Below are 21303 nucleotides of genomic sequence, written 5' to 3' on the forward strand. Positions count from 1 at the left end.
AATATCAGAAACATTGTCTCCATTAAAACTATTGACTGGTTTGGGAGGACTTTGCGGTGCTTTGGAACTTATAACTTGATCGGGATTATTGTAGAACTTCTCAAACATCTCCTTGAGGAAGTTCAACCAAGAAGGACTCTCTAAAGTGCCAAAAACCTTCAAGAAATTATTCAGCGAGGCTTGTTTAACTTGATCGGGACTTGGTTGAGGTTCAGGTTGAGGATTAGGATCGTTCCTTGGTATATAAACCACTTGACCTACAGGCAATTCTGGTGCTTCTGCACTGGTAAAAGGTGTTGTTCCGGCTGGGTCTTTAGTGATTTCCGTCCAACGATCGCCATCACCTAATTCCCGTTGAGCAATTCCCCAAAGACTATCCCCAGCTTTCATTTCATAACGGTAACGAACCGCACGTTCCATCGGAGTAACTTTTCCTTCGCCACTCCAAGTAGTCGGAACAACTTGCAACTCAGGGTTATATTCCTCTGGTTTAGTCGCCTTAGCCAGAAGCACTGCCGCTACCATATTTAGTAATCCCAATCCAGTTTCGAGATCCGCATTAGCTGTTTTCAAATCGGTCGCAGTCGATTTGAGAAGGTCAATCACTTGACGATAACTTAACTCAGGATTTGCCGCCCAAACTTGCGAGACAGCCCCCGTTACTTTCGCCGTCGCAACAGAAGTACCATCCATCGCACCGACACCATCTCCCACAGTGGACATCACCGGATTCTCTAATGTGCCACCATCGGCAACAATATCTAAGCCATTGCCATAACTTGAATAGGCAGCGCGGTCAAACCCTTTCCAAGCAGAAGTTTCACCATCAATTTGTTCAGCAGCACCAACGGTAATAATGTTATCAAACTGTTGGGAAGCTTGACCTAAAGCAGACATCACTCCACCATCATTACCCGCAGCCGTCACAACTAAAACATTATTTTGGCGAGCATATTCTAAAGCAGCCATTTCTAAAGGTGTAAACTCATAACGAGTAGTAACACTACCATCAGGATTAATTTGCGTTAAATCCAAACTTAAATTAATCACCGCATTCGGCTGTCCCGAATCTCTGGCTGCATCCACAAATTCCACCAAAGATTCTGCCCATTTCCCAGAACCTATTGCTCGTCCCACCCAAAGAGGTGCATCATCATTAATACCGTCGATACCAATGCCATTATCTTGTTCCGCAGCAATAATTCCTAGGACGTGAGTACCATGTTCGTTACCTTCACCTGGTTCTAGTAAAGGATTATCATCACCATCAACTCGGTCTTTTCCTAAAACAATCCGACTGTAGTCAAGATCCGGATTATTACCACTAAAACCAGTATCAATCACACCAACCAAAGGCTGCTGTTCTCGTGCAAACTCAAAACGTACAGGAGGACGAGTCGGAGTTGACTTAACAGTAGGTTGAGTGACTGGCGGTTTAGAGATAGGATTTTGAGCAGGTTCCTCTGTTACTGGTGGCGTAGTTATAGCTTCTTTGCTAACCACGGTTTCATCCTCCACAACCGAAGAAGCGACTTCTTCAACAACTACCTCACCATTGTTGATCTCAGTAATTTCCTCAGTTGTATGAAGTTCGTTTAATGGTTCAGAATTTACCTCAGTAATTTCCTCAACAGGTTCACTTACTGGTGGAGAATCGTGAACATTAATTGATTCTTCAAAAATTACAGGTTCATCCTCTGCAATTGGTTGTTCAACCACAGCTTCAGAGACTACAACAGGTTCAGTCTCTTCAGTTGTCTCACTTTCCTCAGCTACAGGTTCAACAACCTCAGTTTCCGTTTCGCTGACAGTTTCTTCAGCTACAACTTCGGGAGTTTCACTTTCCTCAGCTACAGGTTCAACAACCTCGCTTTCCGTCTCGCTAACCGTTTCAGAGACTACCGCGTCCGGGGTTTCAGTTTCTTCTGTAGGTGTTTCAACTACTTCAGTTTCCGTCTCGCTGACCGTTTCAGAGACTACTGCATCCGGAGTTTCAATTTCCTCAGCTACAGGTTCAACAACCTCAGTTTCCGTTTCGCTGACCGTTTCAGAGACTACTGCATCCGGAGTTTCGCTTTCTTCTGTAGGTGTTTCAACTACTTCAGTTTCTGTCTCGCTGACCGTTTCAGAGACTACAACTTCGGGAGTTTCAGTTTCTTCTGTAGGTGTTTCAACTACTTCAGTTTCCGTTTCGCTGACCGTTTCAGAGACTACCGCATCCGGAGTTTCGCTTTCCTCAGCTACAGGTTCAACGACCTCAGTTTCCGTTTCGCTGACCGTTTCAGAGACTACCGCATCCGGAGTTTCAGTTTCCTCAGCTACAGGTTCAACGACCTCAGTTTCCGTTTCAGAGACTACCGCATCCGGAGTTTCAATTTCTTCTGTAGGTGTTTCAACTACTTCAGTTTCCGTCTCAGTTACCGTTTCAGAGACTACCGCATCTGGGGTTTCAGTTTCTTCAGCTATAGGTTCAACAACCTCAGTTTCCGTTTCACTGACCGTTTCAGATGTAGGTGTTTCAACGACTTCAGTTTCCGTTTCGCTGACCGTTTCAGAGACTACCGCATCCGGAGTTTCAGTTTCTTCAGCTACAGGTTCAACGACTTCAGTTTCCGTTTCACTGACCGTTTTTTCGACTACAACTTCGGGAGTTTCACTTTCCTCAGCTATAGGTTCAACAACCTCAGTTTCCGTTTCACTGACCGTTTTTTCGACTACAACTTCGGGAGTTTCACTTTCCTCAGCTATAGGTTCAACAACCTCAGTTTCCGTTTCACTGACCGTTTCAGATGTAGGTGTTTCAACGACTTCAGTTTCCGTTTCGCTGACCGTTTCAGAGACTACCGCATCCGGAGTTTCAGTTTCTTCAGCTACAGGTTCAACGACTTCAGTTTCCGTTTCACTGACCGTTTTTTCGACTACAACTTCGGGAGTTTCACTTTCCTCAGCTATAGGTTCAACAACCTCAGTTTCCGTTTCACTGACCGTTTTTTCGACTACAACTTCGGGAGTTTCGCTTTCCTCAGCTACAGGTTCTTCAGTTACCTCATCAGTAGTTTCGGTTTCTTCAGCTACAGGTTCAACGACCTCAGTTTCCGTCTCAGTTACCGTTTCAGAGACTACTGCTTCGGGAGTTTCAGTTTCTTCAGCTACAGGTTCGACAACCTCAGTTTCCGTTTCGCTGACCGTTTCTTCAACTATAACTTCGGGAGTTTCAATTTCTTCTGTAGGTGTTTCAACTACTTCAGTTTCCGTTTCGCTGACCGTTTCAGAGACTACAACTTCGGGAGTTTCGCTTTCTTCAGCTACAGGTTCAACAACCTCAGTTTCCGTTTCGCTGACCGTTTCGGAGACTACCTCATCAGTGGTTTGAGTTTCTTCTGTCGGTGGTTCAACGACCTCAGTTTCCGTCTCAGTTACAGTTTCAGATGTAGGTGTTTCAACTACTTCAGTTTCCGTTTCGCTGACCGTTTCTTCAGCTACCTCATCAGGAGTTTGAGTTTCTTCAGCTACAGGTTCGACAACCTCGGTTTCTGTCTCAGTTACCGTTTCAGATGTAGGTGTTTCAACAACCTCGGTTTCTGTCTCAGTTACCGTTTCTTCAGTTACCTCATCAGTGGTTTCAGTGTCTTCTGTAGGTGGTTCAACAACCTCGGTTTCCGTTTCAGTTACAGGTTCTTCAATTACAGGTGGTTCTGGGGTTACAGGTTCAGAAACGACTTCATCGATAATTGGTTCTGGTTCTGGAGTGAGATATGCGTCAGTATAAGCAAGTAAAGCTTGACCTAAATCAGAATTACGCCATTCTCGTCCTGGATCAATAACTTCATCTAAGTGTACTGCTTTGGCTACAGCACCGCGTACTTGGAAGATAACGTCATTATAGTCTCGGTCGGTCCAGTGGTCTACCCGGAAGTCTTCTAGGACGAAGGTATTACCGTCACCAGTTACGTCTGCGATTTGTTCGATGTGGAAGCCGTCTAAGGGGTTAGCTGCGGATAAACTAAATAAAGGACGTTTGTTATAGTCGGTTGCACCATCGAAGACTTCTTGTACTGTCCCGTTAGGAACTAACATGACACCAAATTTGTCTCCGGGACGCATTTGGAAGGTTTTGACTCCTTGATATTCTCCTTGGTTCCAATCTTGTTCACCAAGTTGACCGGAAAATCTTGCTGCTTCGCTGAGGTCAGAAATAACGACGTGACCTGCTTCGGAGTCGGAAAGTGCGCGATTAGCTGCTTCGTGGATGAATTCAGAGGAACCTGGTGTAAATTCTTCCATTCCTTCCAGGTTAAAGATGGCTAATTCTCCTTCGTAACCACCACCGTCAAAGAGGAAATCGATTCCGACTAAACCTGTTTCTCCGACGGTGAAGACTCCATTTTCAAATAAGGAATTGGTGTCTGCTACTGCATCGGTGGATTCTATATGGTTATCTATTATTGAGGTGTTTTCTTCAGTTTGACTGGTTTGGGAGTTGTCGGTGGTAGACTCGGTGAGTGAATCTTCGCTGGTATTGTCTACGGGTGTTTCAACGATTTCGCTATCTTCAGGTTCGCTAATTTCGGAATTGTCAGTAGTAGACTCGACGAATGAATCTTCGCTGGTATTGTCTACGGGTGTTTCAACGATTTCGCTATCTTCAGGTTCGCTAATTTCGGAATTATCGGTGGTAGACTCGGTGAGTGAATCTTCTGTGGTATTGTCTACGGGTGTTTCAACGATTTCGCTAACTTCTGACTCTGAGGTTGCAACTACTTCCGTGTCTTCAGATTCACCAATTTCTGACTCTTGCGTAACCTCTGAGACTATATCCTCGTTCTCTACTATGTTATCTAACTCGCTTGGTTCTGAGTTGGCATTATCTTCAGTAACATCTAACCCCAGATTTTCTGTCTGTGCTGTTTCGTCAGTTACTAAATCTTCTGCGTCTGTGGAAGTTTCACTGGTAGCTTGGGAAACTTCGTCGTCTCCAGTTAACTCTGCTACTTCTTCAAGTTCGCTAGTAATTTCTGTCTGAGAAATAGGATCGTCTATTTCTGTTGTTTCTTCGCTATCAGGAATTTCTGATGATTCGGTGATAAAGGGAATTTCTTCGATTTCGCTATCGAACTCGCTGCTATTTAAGTTAGTGTCAACTATACTGTCATCTGCTTCATCGCTGACTATTTCTGAATCGATTGTATCTTCTCCATCCCAGTTGTCTGTTTCAGAAATGTCTATTTCGTCAATGTCTATTTCTGGGACAGATAAGGCTACGGGGTCTGGTGTATCATCTGTACCGTCTAAGATTCCTGAAGGTGTCAGGATTGGTTCGAGGATAAAGGTTTCTATTTGCTGTTTTGGGTGAGTTTTTGGGGATTGAAAACCTTTTGCACGAGTACGTTTTGAGGATTTTTTCTGCAAGAAAGAAAAGATAGACATGGTTTTTGACAAGTAGTAGTGTTAGATGCAGTAAACAAGATAGCTAAGAAAGAGTAGTTTCTAGTTTATTTTGTAGCTAGGTTGCTCTCTGGGAAATAGTTTCGCTGGTTAAGTCTCGTTTTTATACTTGAAGAGACTTGGGCGACAACTTTTGGTAATTTGCACAATTAAGCGCTATTTTGAGGCGCTTTGCTGGAATTAATTTAGTTTGATGTTATCCCGATTGACTTAAAAATTAGGCTTGGATTGGTAATTAATGACTTTGGAGTTAGCCAAGATAATAATTGGCAAGGTTTTCGGAAATAATGTAGTAGTTTCATCAATACACCCTGCTTGGTAAGTAAGCTGAATTTTGCAGTATTTAAATAAGCCTGCATCTTCTTTATTCCTTTTCGATAGTAAATTTATTTGACGAATATTACCTCAGTGAAGCTACGGAATTATCGACGGAAAAGTTATAACTTTTTCTTGAATTTATCCAGGCTAATTCCAATGAATTCATGAAAATTTTTCCTACTTTCAAGTAAGTCTAAATAAGTCAATTATTTTGGGGTAAACGAATCTGTAAACACGCTACGTCTCAAAAATTTGTAGCCTGTTTTATTGATTGGTGAAAGCAATTTTTGCTTTCGATTGGGAAGAAAGATGAGCGATTCTCAACTGTCTCCTTACTCTCTTCTCTTGGTGTTGACTGCTTTTTTTAGGCGTGAGTACACATTTCTTAACAAAATACAAAGTGAGCTAGAATAAAAGAAAGGGGCGATCGCGCGATCGCCCCCACAAAACAATGTTAAAATTAACCAAGTCTTAAATTAACCTGGTAACAGCTACGATTTTAGAACAAATGTACTAATACTCGCTCCTTTTATTCAGTTTCTTGATTACTACGACGCTGACGTTGCCATAACAGCATTGCACCTATAGCACCAAAACCAATCATAGCCAAATTATAACCAGATTCGGGAACAGAACGAGCATCTGCAATGTAATCCCCTCCTAGTGAATTATCTCCAGGATTAAACGAATCGTCGAGAAGATTACCTACATCCCCAAATACCTCTTCCACACAAGGAAACGAAAATCCCAGACGAAAACTTGCAGCATTTGTAGGTACTACACCTTCTCCAGTTAAGAGAACTACTGCACTAACCGTAGTACCCATAATTATACCTTTTGTCGCCAACAAAGCCAGGTTTTTCCCAATTGATTGAATCATCGTTATTTACTCCTTAGTTTTGGTGTTGAAAATGGTAAATAAAAATACAACGCCCAGACTACTAAAACCACTAAAGTTATTAACGTAGCCGTTAAATTGTCGCGCAATATCTTACTTAACCAGATTAATAAATTACTAAAAACCCAGATAGTATACAATAAACTCGCTGGTGCGTAAGCTAATAAAATAGTTTGGTCATCAGCTTTTTCATTAATTGGGCGATTCTTGAATAAATCTATATATAATTGAAACGAACGTTTCCGTAAATTATTAATTCCTGTTAGCGCTACTGCGAGATAATAACCATCAAATTTGTTGAGAGGATTCAAATTCATTACTACTGTTAATAAAGCAGCTATCATCAACAAATAACTACCCGTATTCCACCAACTATTTGGGGGAAATAAGTTCCATAATCCCCAAGCAATTGCACCTACAGAAAGTTGACAAATAACTCCTGCTGCTACAACTAACGCTCTTTGTCTTCGCCTCACTAAACAGTAAGCATCGGTAGTATTAGTATAAGCCCCCGGTAGTAAACAAATAAATAATAATCCGATTTCGGGAACGATGCCACCGTAATGCTTTAAAGTAAAAGCATGAGCCAATTCGTGCAAGGATACTACTACCATTAATAACATTGCTAAAGGTAAAAGTAAAATGATTCCTTGCTTCTCCCACAATTGTTGTCCTGTCTCGATTATCCGGGGTAATTGAGCTAAACTAATTATTAAGGTTAGTGTGAGAATTTGCAGCAAGAAATAAAAAAATGAGGTTGTAAAAATAAATCTGACTTTAGCTAGATGTTTGTTTAACCATTGGTCAGGATTGAATAAAGGAATTTGAAAAGATAACAACTGCAAAATGTGGAATTTTTTCCGGGGTGGTTTCGGCGGTTGTGTACCTTCTATCATTCCGGTAACTGTTAGCAATTTAAGCAGGTTTTGTAATTCCTCTGCTTCGATTTTAGTTAGTTCGATAATTTCGGCTAGTGGCTGTTTCCCAAATAAGGAAATAATCAATTTATCTCGATGTTCTACTTGCAGAAAAGTGACATTTTCGGGGTTGCGTAATAACCAATAGCCATCGGGATGTTGTATCCAGTGTACGATGGATTTTAGGATTGGAAAATGAAGTGCTGGTTGGGATTCAGATTCATCTACCAGTTGTGCTAGATTTTCTGTATCTGATGTAACATAATTCTCGGATTTATTGAGTTGTTTGTGCTTTTCGGGAGAGTTAGATAAGACTCCTAAAGTAAACAACTTTTCGATTAATTCTACGACGAGGTTTGGCGCGATCGCGTCATCGTTGAGGAAGTTACATAAATGTTGTACTTGTGCTACACTATACTGACCAGTAAAGTGTTTGAGTGCGTAACCTTCCAGACGACTAAATTCATACGCAACTTTACCACTTCGAGAGCGTAAAGTAACTGGTTTACTACGACGAAGACTATCTAATTTCCAATCTTTAGTTAAATCAGGACAAATCCAGTCCTGACAATTATTAGCATCAAACTTTTGTTGCTGCATTGCCCTGGTAAAAATTATTTAGTTGGGAAAAAAGTAGGGAGCAAATTTTAGTTGTAGTCAGGCAGAAAATTTGCTTGGGTGCTGTTTGTCGAAAACTAATAGAATTAACCTAGCACGTTTTCCGGAAATTTACTAGGAGGTTAATTTAAAGATTTGATGAAGTTAACCTGTAAATGTGGCGCTTTTTGTAAAGGTTTAGTGAAGTTAACTGATAAGCAATAATTTTTGTTGATTTTGGAGAGCAATAATAATCAACCTACTTAGGGGTAGATTGTTAATTGAGTTTTGTAAACAATTGTAAAAATATCGAGCAGCTTGCATAAAAGTCGAGCCGTTTTGACGAGAAGTAATTGTAGGGGCAGATTCGGTTATTTTAAAAACAAATGTTTGGAAATAAGGCAGGAATTGCTTGTGCGTGCAAGTCAAATTACTAGCAAAGGAAGATGATTTTCAACTTGCATAAAAATTGAGTCATTTTAACGAAGTTGTAGGGGCAAATTTAACTTAGTCGAAAATGTATCGAGATGAGGTAGAACTTGCTTGTGTGTTTACCTATGGGTGCGATCGCGTTCCAATTATAATTAAATCTTATCAAATTGATAAGCAAATTTAATCAAAATTGGCACAAAAACACCCCTAAAAAACCGAGAACTAGATAGAAGGACAAACTTCACAAAACCAGGAGAAGTGCAAATGAAGTGGTGGCAATTAGGGAGAAAAAAGCGTTCTCAAGCCAAAAAAACAAGAAAATCAAAGAAACTTGCAGCGAGACGACAAACCTTCATCCTCGAACAAATGATTACTCCTAGCTTGTTTTGGGATGGTGGCGATAATGATTTTGAGTTACCTTTCTTAGACATTCTCTCATCGAAACAACCCGAACTTGACTTATCCAAGTTGTTAGATATGACGCTTCCAGACGGTGATACGGTTGGAGAGGTCATTAAAATGAGTAGTAATTTGGAGAATTCTCCTTATTGTCCAGCAGATGGTTCTAATTTACCTTCTTTTAGTCACTTAGACGATGCGCCAATAGCCACTCAACCACCAACGAACATTTCTGACTTTCAACCTGTAGATTATCCTGTCGTTATTACTCCTGTCGATCCCCCTGCTACCAACTTTACCACCATAGCGATGCAGGGAGATCGCACATTTGTTGGGACAATTGAACCGAAAGCTTCTGTGGATGAAGAATTTTCTCAGCAATTAAGAGAATTTGTTGACGCAGCCAGATCTTCAGGACAAAAAAATGCCGTAGTTCACCTTAACTTAAATTTAACCGAAATCGGCGATGAGGGTGAAGTAATCCCTCGTTCTCTATTAACTCCAGCAGAAAGAGAAGCTTTAGCATACGCCCAAGATAACCAAATTATTGTCGTCGTTGCGGCAGGAGATAATCCAGAAACCATCTCTAGTTTAGGGCAAATGTCGAGAGAATACGACAATATTATTACCGTCGGTGCAGCGACCAAAATTTCACCAGAAACCTATCAAATTGCTGACTATTCAGGAAGAGGTGAAGAATTAGATATTTTAGCCGAAGGTATTTGCGAAGATGACGAAACCACGGCTGTAGCTGCTTCTTGGCTAAGTGGTGCAATCTCAAAAGTTTGGGCGACTAATCCTGAACTTAATTATACCCAAGTTATTGATTTAATTAAAGCAACTGCCACCAATTTAGCAACCCTTGATGTCGGGTTATTAAATGTTACCGCCGCCGTTGAAAAAGCGAAATTAACTACACCGGAACCTTATTTACCAAAAATCAGTTTAGTCGCCGAGTCAAACCGTACTCAAACTATTGTTCTTTCCCCCGAAAAACCGAATTTAACTCTTAACCTTAGCGAAATATTTATTGCTAGCAAAGGACAACCTTTGCAATATGAACTTATTACAGGGGATAGTTCTTCTTTAGCACTTCAGTTAGAAGACAATTTACTTCAACTTAACGCCTTACCGAAAAATGGTACTACGGCGGTTGCTATTCGCGCCAGTGACGAAGCTGGAAACTCACTTCTCTACAGCTTTGATGTTATCACAAATAATCTTTCTCAAGAAAAGTTAGCAGAACTTGAGCAAATTCTCAGTCAGTTAAAAGACGTTTTTATCGGCGACGATTTAGAAGCTATTTTTGCTCATCCCTCTGTTACTGAAGCAATAACTTTCTTCTCAGAATTAATAGCAGCAGATGAAACAATTGTCAAAATTTTAACTAATCCGGAATCTTTAGCTGAATTAGGATTAAGTGACACAGGTGTAGAAGTTTTACAAGACTTATTAAACCGTCCCGAAATTGGCGAGTTATTTGGCTTACCTGTCTCAATTAATGAAGCTTTAAATAACAACGACCAAGGTTTATGGGAACAAGCTCTAATTAACGCCCAAGAAGCTTATTCCTTACTAGCAGAAAACTTTAAAATGCCTTCAGTAGGCTTGTTAGATTTTGCTGGAGAACATGGCGAAAATGTCGCTCAAACCTTAGCATCAATTAATCCTCAACTCAACTATGAAACCTATACAATTAATGAAAGTAACTGGGCGGAAGAATTAACAAAATATGTAAATAACTTACAAGCAACCGGAGAAAAACAAGGAATAGTTAACTTAAGTTTTGACTTAACTCAAATAGATGACGAAGGAAAAACTACCACTCGCTACGAATTGACTCCAGCCGAACAAGAAGCAATTAAATATGCTCAAAAACATAATGTGTTGTTAGTTGTAGCCGCCGGAAATACTGGCGATATTATGTCGGCTTTAGGCAAAGCAGCCATCGATTATGATAATATTATCACCGTTGGTGCTGTTAATAAATGGGAAGAAGTTGCCGATTATTCAGCACAAGGAGAAGGATTAACTTTAGTAGCACCAGGAGGTCAATTTGCCAACGATCCTGATGCTTTTGTCGGGACATCTCGTGCTGCTGCTTATGTGACAGGTGCAGCTTCTTTAATTTGGGCTGTAAATCCCGATTTAAACTATCAACAAGTCAAAGAATTATTAGTAACTACAGCGAAAGATTTAGGTGCAGAAGGTTGGGATAATGAAACTGGTTCCGGGTTATTAGATGTAACTGAAGCAGTGTTAATGGCGTATTTAGTAACCCCAGAAGAACTAACAGCAACGGATGTTCCAGAGATAACTAATTTTAGTGGTACAGGACGAGTAATACCACTAGAAAGAGCAGCTTCACCAGCAACAGAAGCGGTTATTTCTACACTTAATGATACCCAAAGCAATTTATTCGCGCAATGGCAACTTTTAAACAATTTAGGTAATCCAGATTTAGATTTAGCAGAACTAGATTTAATAGTTGAACAGCAAATTACTGAAGGGTTAGAAAAATATCAGCAAGTTAGTACCGAAGCAGCTATTACCAAAGCTGAATGGGAACAATTAACAGAAGCTTTAATTTTAGCTAATAATCACGATAAAATCGAACGAGGGCGACTACAAGCTTTGTTAGCCCGTCAACAAGAATTAAGCGAATTGTTAGAACAGTTACAGCAACAGAAGACTGAGTTAAGCCAAGTTAACGAAGAGCAAATAGCTAGTTTAGAAAATGCGATCGCGCAAACTGAATTAGAGATTGTCGCTGCACAAAAGAAACTGATCTATCAACTGGTCGATCCAAAGACTTTATTTACCGATTATACCACTATTCAGGAAGAGGCGATCGCTCAATCAAAACTAGCGGAAACTTATCGTGGGAAAGCTACTAATTTAGCAGCTAAAAAGACTGAGCATTTAAATAATATTCAAACACAGCAAAATAAGCGACGCAAGCATCTAAACTTAGCCCAGCATTATCAAAATTTACTTCCTCGTCACCATTTCGGTTTTAAACGACCTAATCCTTATTTGTCGCTAAAAAATCATCATCAACGTTTAGCCCAGGTAGCAGGAAAAACTATCGAAAATTTACAGTATGAAGTCCAAATATTTAATCAAAACCAAGCTATTTTAGAACAATTAGCTACTCAACTAGAACAACAAGCAAATCGATTAAACAATTACGCTGATTTTCTTGACACTGAAAAAGAGCGGATTACGGAAAGTAAAGGAACTAATGAAGATGCCAGCGAACTGCTAGAATTTATTCAAGAACAAATAGTACAACAAGAAGAAATTGCCAAGCAATATTGGCGACAAGCGGAAGTAGCAGAAAAGCGACGTAAACAAAATCAAGACCTTGCTATTTGGCATAATTCTCAAGTTATACAAAAACACCTCAACCCTCTATATAATCCACACTTTAATAAATTATTCAAATCGGGTAAACAGGCTCAAGAGTATTATTACACTAGACATCCCGAACATATTGGTTTACGCAACCAAGCACAGCAACAAGCAAATTCAGCAGCACAAGAACGGGCAAAATTAGAAAGTTTTGCTAAACAAGCACAACAGCAAGCTGATGCACTGAAGCAGCAAGCAAAAGCTTTAGAAAAAAGGATTGGTAATTGGTCGGAAATCAAGCAAGCAATTAAATATGAAATTGTCGCCAACCAGCTACAACTACAAGCAGAAAAAGACTTATTAGCTTTACAAACTCCTCTTCAAGAACAACAGTTAGCACAGTTAAATTTACAAATTGAACAAGTAGAAAATGAACTGAATAAACTGCAAACTGAGTCATTACCTAACCAAGAAGAGAAAGCTGCGACTACGGAAGCACGTTTAAATCAGATTGAGGAGCAACTGAAAGCTATAGAAGAAGCTCGTTTAACTGCTAAGAAAAATCTCCAAAGCTTTTTAGAAATTGATGGTTTTCTTCTGCCAAACCAAGAACGTCGTGCTAGTTTCCAGAAACAAGTAGACGATTTAACTGAAGAGAAAATCAAACTTGAAGAATTGATTTTACAGTTATCCAACCAATTGATAACTAATCCTCAAGAAAAAGTAGCAGCGCAGTTAGAAAAGCTACAGCAATATTTGGCGGAAATTGAGCGAGATTTGTCCTGGGCGCAGCTTAAATTAGAACATTTAAACTTATCAGCACCGGATTCTCCTCAACGTTTAAAGATAGATTCGCTAATTGAAGATTTGTCAGCTTATTTAAACGTTGATTCAAATAGTCTACCTCTGCAACAGTATCTTGACTTTCTCCAAGAGGTAAAAAGCCGTAATGCCGATTTATTGACGGGTTTTGACGATCTAGAAAGTCGCTTTGCTACTGCTGAAAACGAAATAGTTGAAGCGGAAGAAACTTTATCTAATTTAAAGAAAGAATATCAGCGATTGGGTTTAGACAAAGCGGAGTTAGATAGGAACATTGAGACTCAAGAAAATCTCATTGAAGAGAAACATTTACAAATAGAAGAAATTAGCGAAATCGTCAACGAACTGCAAAATAAAGTTGATACTTTAACCAGTGAACTTGAGATAGCTAAAGAGGAACCCTTCGAGCATCTTACTAATTCAAAAGATGATTTTTCTTTATTAAATCAAGGTGAAAATAACTGGTATTATGGTTATTATCGCGATGGGCGTTTTGTACCGTTTACTAAAAAATCTAAAAATAGTTGGTTTGGGCGAGAAAAGACACATAGAATAGAGAAAGGAGGAGGTCATCCAAGTACCAATTCTAATGCAGTATCTCGATGGATTAGTGACAGAGAAGGAACGATTAATATTCAAGGAAATTTAGCTAAAGCCGATGTGGGAGGGGGAGATGGAATTGTTGGGAAAATTATTGTTGATGGACAAGTTGTTTGGAAACAGCGAATTGAGCCTAAAGATAGTGTTGGAGTTGACTACAATCTTAATTTTAAGGTTAAACCTGGCTCGAATGTAGATTTGGTAATTGGTCGTTATAGAAGTATTTTTTATGACGCTACAAAATTTACAGCAGATATTAAATTCGATAAGGTTGCGACTCTCGAAGAACGCCTTGAAGCTGAAACGAACCAACTTAATGATTCACAAACAGAACTGAATTTTCATCTGGAAAATGAATTAAAGAATTTATCTGAGTCTCTCGAACAACTGAAAGAACAAACTAATCAAATAGAAGATTCTCTCTCAGATAAATACCGCGAAATTGAACTTGTGGAGGAGTATCTCCAGCAAGTTTATAATGAAATCGATCGCTTAGAAAGTCGCTTAGATGTTCTTAATCAAACCAAAGTTTTAGAAGCAAATTATCAAAATCAATCTGAGGAATGGGAAAACGCGATCGCGTCCCAAATCTCAGCTACGGAAGCTTTATTAGCCACACGACAAGCAGGAACAAGCGATCGCGCTCAACTCCTCTCCCTAGAATCGCAGCTTAACGAACTGGAAAATAACCTCGCATCCAGCCAACAAGAACAACAACAATTCGAGCAAGAGATAGCCGACACTCAGGAAGCTTTAGAATTCCTTGAGTCAGTACAACTAGATAACCAAAAAATAAAGTTACAGAGTTTAATCGAGCAAGATAAAGACTTAAGAAATAACGAAGCTTATTACTATAGTCTTGCACAGCAGAAGCTACAACAAATTTGGTATTGGAATGGTCGTACTTATGCTTATAATCCCAACGCAGCTAAGGCTTATCGCGCTCATTTGCAAAGGGCATCTTTATTAGCTGACCAACGCAACAAACTTTCGCAACAACGTCAGGAAACTAAGAGTAAAATTGCCGAATTAGAAGAGCAATTAACGGCACTGAAAGCTCAACTTGCTGCACAAAACAACTCTTTAGAAAATACCACTCAAAAGGTGGAAGAATTAACTGCGGAAAAAACTGTGCTTGAAAACGCGATCGCGCCCATCGCAGCACGTCTCAAACCCCTACAAGATGAGGAAAACGCCCAAAGACAAGCCTTTCAGGACGCGATCGCCGAAAGTGAAAATGCTAACAATCAGCTAGCAGAAACTACCGCTAATCAAACTGTTGCTTTAGAACAATTAATTAGTTTCGGTGTACTAGCTTCCGAATCAGACTTGGACTTCTTTCCCACCCAAGTTGAACCCCAAGTTCGAGAGTTCATCGAGCAACTACAAAAACGCAGTCAAGAATTAACTAACCAAGCCGAACAATTCAATCAATTAATTAATAATTGGCAAGCAGAATTAGCGCTTACCACAGATGATTCAAGTCGTCAAGCTTTAACCGAATCAATTGAGCAAACAGTCGCCCAAAGAGATACTTTATTAACTCGTAAACAGGAAAACGATACTAACCTGAAAAACTTAACACAACGACTAGAAAGAGCGCTGGAAGTCTTGAAAGTTTTGCGTCAAAAACAAGAAGCAGAAATTCGCCAAGAAATCCTAACTAACGACGAACGCTTAATAGCTTTAGAGCGTTTATTACAAACTGAAAATCTCGCAGATGAAGCAATTGATAGCGACAGTATCTTGGGATATGCTCAACTTAACGATACTGTACGTCAAGATTTAGTAGAGGGAGTAGCGACTTGGACGCAGCAGTTATTAAATGGGAATCAACAAACAAAAGAATTAGGCGAAAATCAACAGAATTTATCTCAATCTGTCGATGACTTAATTGCCTATATCGAAGCTAACTTTGCCGACGCTCACGGTGAATATAATTCGACTCATGCTAACTTACGCGATGCTATTACTACCTACGGAGTTGTTGCACCTCGTCACGATGAAATTCTCCAAGGAAAAAATACCCTTGAGCAAGAGATTGAAAAAATCAAACATTGGCTAGAACAAGATGCAAAATTGTGGTCAGAAATTGCTCCCATAGCCGAACGTTATGGGATTGAGTCAGAAGAATTAGCAGAATATCAAAAGCACCTTCAGCTTTTAGCAGAAGCCGAGTCAATTCTCAAACCTTTCTTTGAACTCGAACAACAAAAAAAAGCACGATTAAAACTATCTGAAGACTACAAATATTTTGAAAATCCAGATAACGGGAATCGCTACTTCTTTACTAAAGCTAATACCACTTGGCACGCTGCCCAAACTGAAGCCAAAAAGCTAGAAGGAAATCTAGTCACTATTCGTAACGATGCCGAGCAACAATTCTTGCGGGAAAAAGTTGGTAAACGCAGCGTTTGGATAGGATTAACTGATGCTAAAAAAGAAAATGAGTGGCGTTGGGTTAGCGGCGAACCTGTTGACTATACTAACTTCTATCCAGGACAACCTGATAACGCTGGAGGAAAAGAGGATTGGACTGAATTTCACGGACAAGGTTCAGGTAAGTGGAATGATACCCAAAATCGGAATGGTTTATCCCAAAATAACAAGCGTGGTTTAGTTGAAGTTTCTGTTAAAGATTTAGAGGAAAAACAAAAATCAATTATTGCTGAATTGCGTCAGTGGGCTGAGGAAAATAATGCTTTTGAGAAAATACCACAAATTTCTCACCAAATTATTAGTGAGTCCCAGGAGAACCCGCTAGATCGAGAAAAACTGGAAACTCTAAATCAACATCTCGGAGGTTGGTATTACCAACAAGACCAAGCTTTAGCAGACTATTACGAAGAACAAAGAAAAAAATATCAGCAACAAGCTAAAATCTGGAATAGTCACGTTAATGATTTTAATAGCGAGCTTTATTTAAGGTATAATCCAGATGTTTATTATAATGTTGCTATCGGAAAAATTGGGAGTGCGCCAGAACATTACCTAAATCATGGTCTAAGTGAAGGACGTTTTGCTAATCCTGAAGCAGCACATAATCGCGATATTGCCAGAGCTAAAGCTGAGGAAGCTGCTAAACTACGCGATATTGCTTTGCAATTTCCTACTGCAAAAGCTTATCGTCGAGGCTTTTTGAATGACCCATTGAACGAGCATTACTTGTCTTTAATTGCTGAGGATCAAGAACTTGCCAAGAAGTACGAAGAGGAACGAAAGCAATATCAAAGCGAAGCCGACAATTTTTACGCTCGAACAAAAATATTTAATGAACGCGCATATTTAGAAAAGTATCCCGACGTTGCTAAAGCTGTTAGAAAAGGAGGTTTTAAAAGCGGCTTAGAACATTACGTTAAACATGGAATTTTTGAAAAGCGTTTAGCTAATCCAGCCGCCACAGCGAAGTACGAAGAAGCTCAAGCTAAAGCTAAGGAAGCTGCTAAATTACGCGATGCTGCTCTGAAATTTACTCAAGCAAAAAATTACTTGGAAAACCTAGAGATTTCCTTCGACAATGGCACAGCAATCAACGTACTTCAAGAAGAAACCTCCGAAGAACAAACTAAGTATCAAACTCGACTCAATCAACTACAAGGAAATCTAGCCCAGAATGAGGCTCAAAGTGCTGCCGTCCTTGCTCAAGCTAACTGGTATGAAAAACAAGCTGCTTACCATTGGCAACGTAGTCTCAAACTAGGTCCAACTTGGACTGAAGAACGTAAAACTTGGAAACGTGGCAGCTTTGGTAAGAAAAAAGACCATTGGGTAACAATTACCCATATTGACCACCACTGGATTCTTTGGGACACCTATACTAAGTATGCCCAACAGTTGCGATCGCAAGCACTCAAACAAATACGAATAGCTAACAACCAATCTGAACGAATAGAACAACTCGAACCCCTACTAGAAGCCTGGACAGATGCAGACAACGCCGCGAACAACGCCGAACCAGCGATCGATGCTAGTCGCAACTTACTCGAAGTTCTCGAAACCGCACGAGAGCAAATTCCCACAGTTCAAGAACAACTGCAAATTCTCGAAGATTTACTCCCGACACTCCAGGAAGAACTTACCACAGCCAAGCAAGAAACAGCCAATTATCAAGCTCAAATCGCCGCCAATAACCAAGCCTACGACTCCGCATCCCTCCAGTATCGTCAAGCCATTGCCGACATCCTCGCACGTCGCGGAGAACTAAACAATCAGTCCCAACAACTCCAGCATCAACTTGGAGATATCGAACAGTGGGTAGAACAACAAAGCGTCGGTTTAGCCACCGAATTAGCCCAAGTCCAAGCACTTCATACCCAACTGAGCGCCCAAACTCAACAACTAACGAATCAAATCTCCACAGCTACCGGAGACGAATTAGTTAACTTACAAACCAAACTAGCTCAATTACAACAAACTTTACCCCTACTAGAAAACAAAGCCGCCGTACTCACCAGCCAACAAACCGCCTTCACCCAAAAGCGTACCCTCCTAACTGCCCAAAACGAAGTCATCATCGCCGAACAACGGCTTTTGGACGCATATCTTCTCAGTCCCGATACCGACTTCGAGCAACTACAAGAACAATTACAAGCTGCGCGAGAAGCCTTAGCCGAAGCCCAACGTCTTGCAGAACAAGCAGAAGCCAGCAGTCAAGCTTTAAGCGAACCTCTACAAGAATTACAAGGGAACTTAATCGCCCAAAATGACGAACATCTCAAAACCGCCAAAGAACATCAAACCGTCCTCAAAGAGTTACTCGAAGCTACCGAACTTCAGGCTAACTATGCTTTACAAGCCGCCCAACAACAACAACGGGTTAATAACTTAGAATTTCAAATTCTCCAGCGCTTACAAGAAGCCACCAAAGCAGGTTCTCAAGAAGCCAAACACTTACTCCAAGTTGCCCAACATAACAATATTGCCACCGCCGCCGAAATTTATTATCGAGATTATAGCGACCTTGCCAGCGACAAAGGTAGCAGTAGTTCTGGCGGTATCGCAACCGAACAAGATCGAGAATTAGCCGATAGCTATTATCACGAAATGTTGGTACATCGGCAATTCCAACAGCGCGCCCAAGCCCAAGCCAACAAATTTAAGCAAATTCGAGAAACAGCACAAGCGCAGATGAAAGCTTTGCAAAAACAGCAAGATAAAGCGATCGCACTGCTCAACGAAATTAACGAAAAACTTGCTGTCACCGAAGCCGAAAAAGCCACCAAAGAACAAGAATTAGCTCTTGCTCAAGCCCGGTTAGATGGTATCACTCGCATCCGCCAACAAACCGAGCAAACCTTTATTCAACTTGTCAGCATCGAACAACTCAATCTCGCTCAAGCTCAATTAGAACAGCAAATAGCCGCCCAGCGACAAGCAGATATCGAACAAACAGTTCAAGCTCGTCTCGAAAGGGAACAATTAGAACTAGAACGGCAACGTCTAGAAACCCAAGCGAAGTTAGAACAACTGCGCCAACTTCAAGCCGAAGAAGACTTACGCACCACTTTGAATCAAATTCGTACCGATGTTGGTTTCGCTTCCCTCGAAGGTACTGACAACCCCATCGAGTTACAGACTCAAATGGCGACTCTGCTGACACAGTTAGAAGAGTTAGGAGGCGAACAGCTTGAGTTACCAGAAAACCTGCAAGCTTTATTAGCAGAAGTTAAAGGAGATATTCATCTCGCTTTGCAAGGGGAAGAAGCCGAAAATATTCAGGAAAACCTCTTGCGAGCTACAGAAGCATTAGTTGGACAGGTGGCACATTACCAAACGCAAATATTCCAACTAGAGTTAGAAGAACAATGGGATGCTGAGTTATTGCAGTTAGCGGAGGAGGACTTACAACAAGCCAGCCAGCAATTATTAAAGGAGTTAGAAAGGGCGCAAGAATTAGGAAAAGAACGGCAGGTTATTGAACCACGGTATCTAGAGACATTAACGAAAGTAGCTAATGCAAAGCAAGCAGTTGATATTTCCCAAAGTTTAGCCGCCGAGTCTCGGCAGATTTTAGCGCAAATCATCGACCAACGAGTGGCTGAACGCAAGGCGCGGAAAAAGTATTTCTGGAATGAGATGTTGGGGATGGTTTCGATTATTACCAGTCTCCTCGGCACTATCCTCAGTTTCACTCCCCTAGCACCTCTGGGTTATGGTTTGATGGCGGTTAGCGGTATCATTAGCGGCGTTCAAGCCGTGATGAACGGTGATTGGTTAGGTGGTATTTTCAACGTCGTCATGTCCGTAGTAAGCGGTCTTACGGGCGGTTTAGGCAGTGCTGGTTTAATTAGCAAGGCAATCATGAACACAATACAAGGCATCCAAGCTGCGGTAGGTGGCGTATTTGCCGGGGCGCGTTCTCTGATGTCTGGCGAGAGCATTTTGGGTGCATTACAAATTCTTGGTAGTTTTGCTAGTTTTGTCACCACTGGCTTGAGCAATGTCGTTAACAACCTGACTGGGCAATTACAGCAAGTTATGTACCAAGTTTTTAATAGCTTGCAAAAAGTTCCAGTAATGATTTATAAGGGCGTAAAAGCTATTGAAAGTGGCGATTGGTTTGGCGCAATTAGTAATATTTTCAATACCATTACCACTCTTGGGAAGAATTTCGGAAGTTTCTTTGGCGACACAGTTTCTACAGTTTTCGATTATTTGAGCAAAGCTGGTAACTCTGCTTTAACTATTACTGGTGCGGCAATGGGCGGTACTTTAGAATCTGTTTTGTCTGGGCTTGATGGTTTATTGAATATTTGGCGAGATGATATCAGTGGTTTGGTTGACAATATTTCTGGGAAAGATGAGTGTGTTTGTGTTTCCAAGGATGAAGATGATTTTGAGGAAGAGGAAAGTGAAGCTAACGAGGGCGAAAATGTAGAAGAAGGTGAAAGTTCAGAGCGAATAGATGAGATAGAAAGAGAGAAGTTGCGTAAAGAATTTGAGTCTTCTGAGATGCGAGAGCAATTTGCTTTCTATAAAGATCCAGAAACAGGGTTGACATGGGATCGGAGTTTATTAATTGCTGCAATTGATACATCTAATCAAGAAGGATTAGCACAATCTTCATCTTTCTCTCCAGAGCGGCTGGTTCAGGAAGCAGAATTAAAATATGGACGTAATTCAAAAAGTGGAGGTCTGTGTTTAAATGCGGTTCAAAATATCTTGGAGTCTGTAGGTGTGCATAGTAAACGTGTTCCTCATGCTTATCAATTTCCAGATGCTATAAAAGAAGGCAACTTTCATAACTATTTTAATGAAGTTGATAATTTTACTCCACTTAAAGATATCCCCAATGGAAGTATTATTGTTTTCGATAAAACAAAAAACCGTCTCAGTGGACATATCGAAATAAAAGCGGCAACTCCTAAATATCCCACTCGTTTTATTAGTGATTACCAGCAATTTACACGAACCAAATATGACGGAAATGGACCAGCACATATCTATGTTCCCAAAAAATAACTTGAAACATCTAACAACAAATCAAAAATACCTACTCGGTTCCACCAATATTAAATGAAC

General features: G+C 40.5%; 3 protein-coding genes and 1 pseudogene. 1 reads left to right on the forward strand and 3 read right to left on the reverse strand.

Annotated features, from left to right (window positions below; translation table 11 throughout):
• Nucleotides 1-546: 546 nt before the first annotated feature.
• The 3 genes and pseudogenes from G3T18_RS25510 to G3T18_RS10475 form a co-directional block, all read right to left on the reverse strand.
• Nucleotides 547-5427, reverse strand: a pseudogene (locus tag G3T18_RS25510) (S8 family serine peptidase); the annotation flags it as partial.
• Between the two features lie 865 nt (nucleotides 5428-6292).
• Nucleotides 6293-6643, reverse strand: a complete 351-nt coding sequence (locus G3T18_RS10470) for a hypothetical protein (RefSeq protein WP_224410499.1) — start codon at nucleotides 6641-6643, stop codon at nucleotides 6293-6295.
• Between the two features lie 2 nt (nucleotides 6644-6645).
• Nucleotides 6646-8178, reverse strand: a complete 1533-nt coding sequence (locus G3T18_RS10475) for a site-2 protease family protein (protein WP_224410500.1) — start codon at nucleotides 8176-8178, stop codon at nucleotides 6646-6648.
• Between the two features lie 693 nt (nucleotides 8179-8871).
• Here G3T18_RS10475 and G3T18_RS10480 point away from each other — a divergent pair.
• Nucleotides 8872-21243, forward strand: coding sequence for a S8 family serine peptidase (locus G3T18_RS10480; RefSeq protein ID WP_224410501.1), 12372 nt, complete (start codon nucleotides 8872-8874; stop codon nucleotides 21241-21243).
• Nucleotides 21244-21303: the final 60 nt, after the last annotated feature.

This window comes from Oscillatoria salina IIICB1 (assembly GCF_020144665.1).
Lineage (GTDB): Bacteria > Cyanobacteriota > Cyanobacteriia > Cyanobacteriales > SIO1D9 > IIICB1.

Bases quoted from the DNA above. Each gene is read 5' to 3' on its own strand.
- G3T18_RS10475 (WP_224410500.1), bottom strand. From the start codon at position 8,178: ATGCAGCAACAAAAGTTTGATGCTAATAATTGTCAGGACTGGATTTGT.
- G3T18_RS10480 (WP_224410501.1), top strand. From the start codon at position 8,872: ATGAAGTGGTGGCAATTAGGGAGAAAAAAGCGTTCTCAAGCCAAAAAA.
- G3T18_RS10470 (WP_224410499.1), bottom strand. From the start codon at position 6,643: ATGATTCAATCAATTGGGAAAAACCTGGCTTTGTTGGCGACAAAAGGT.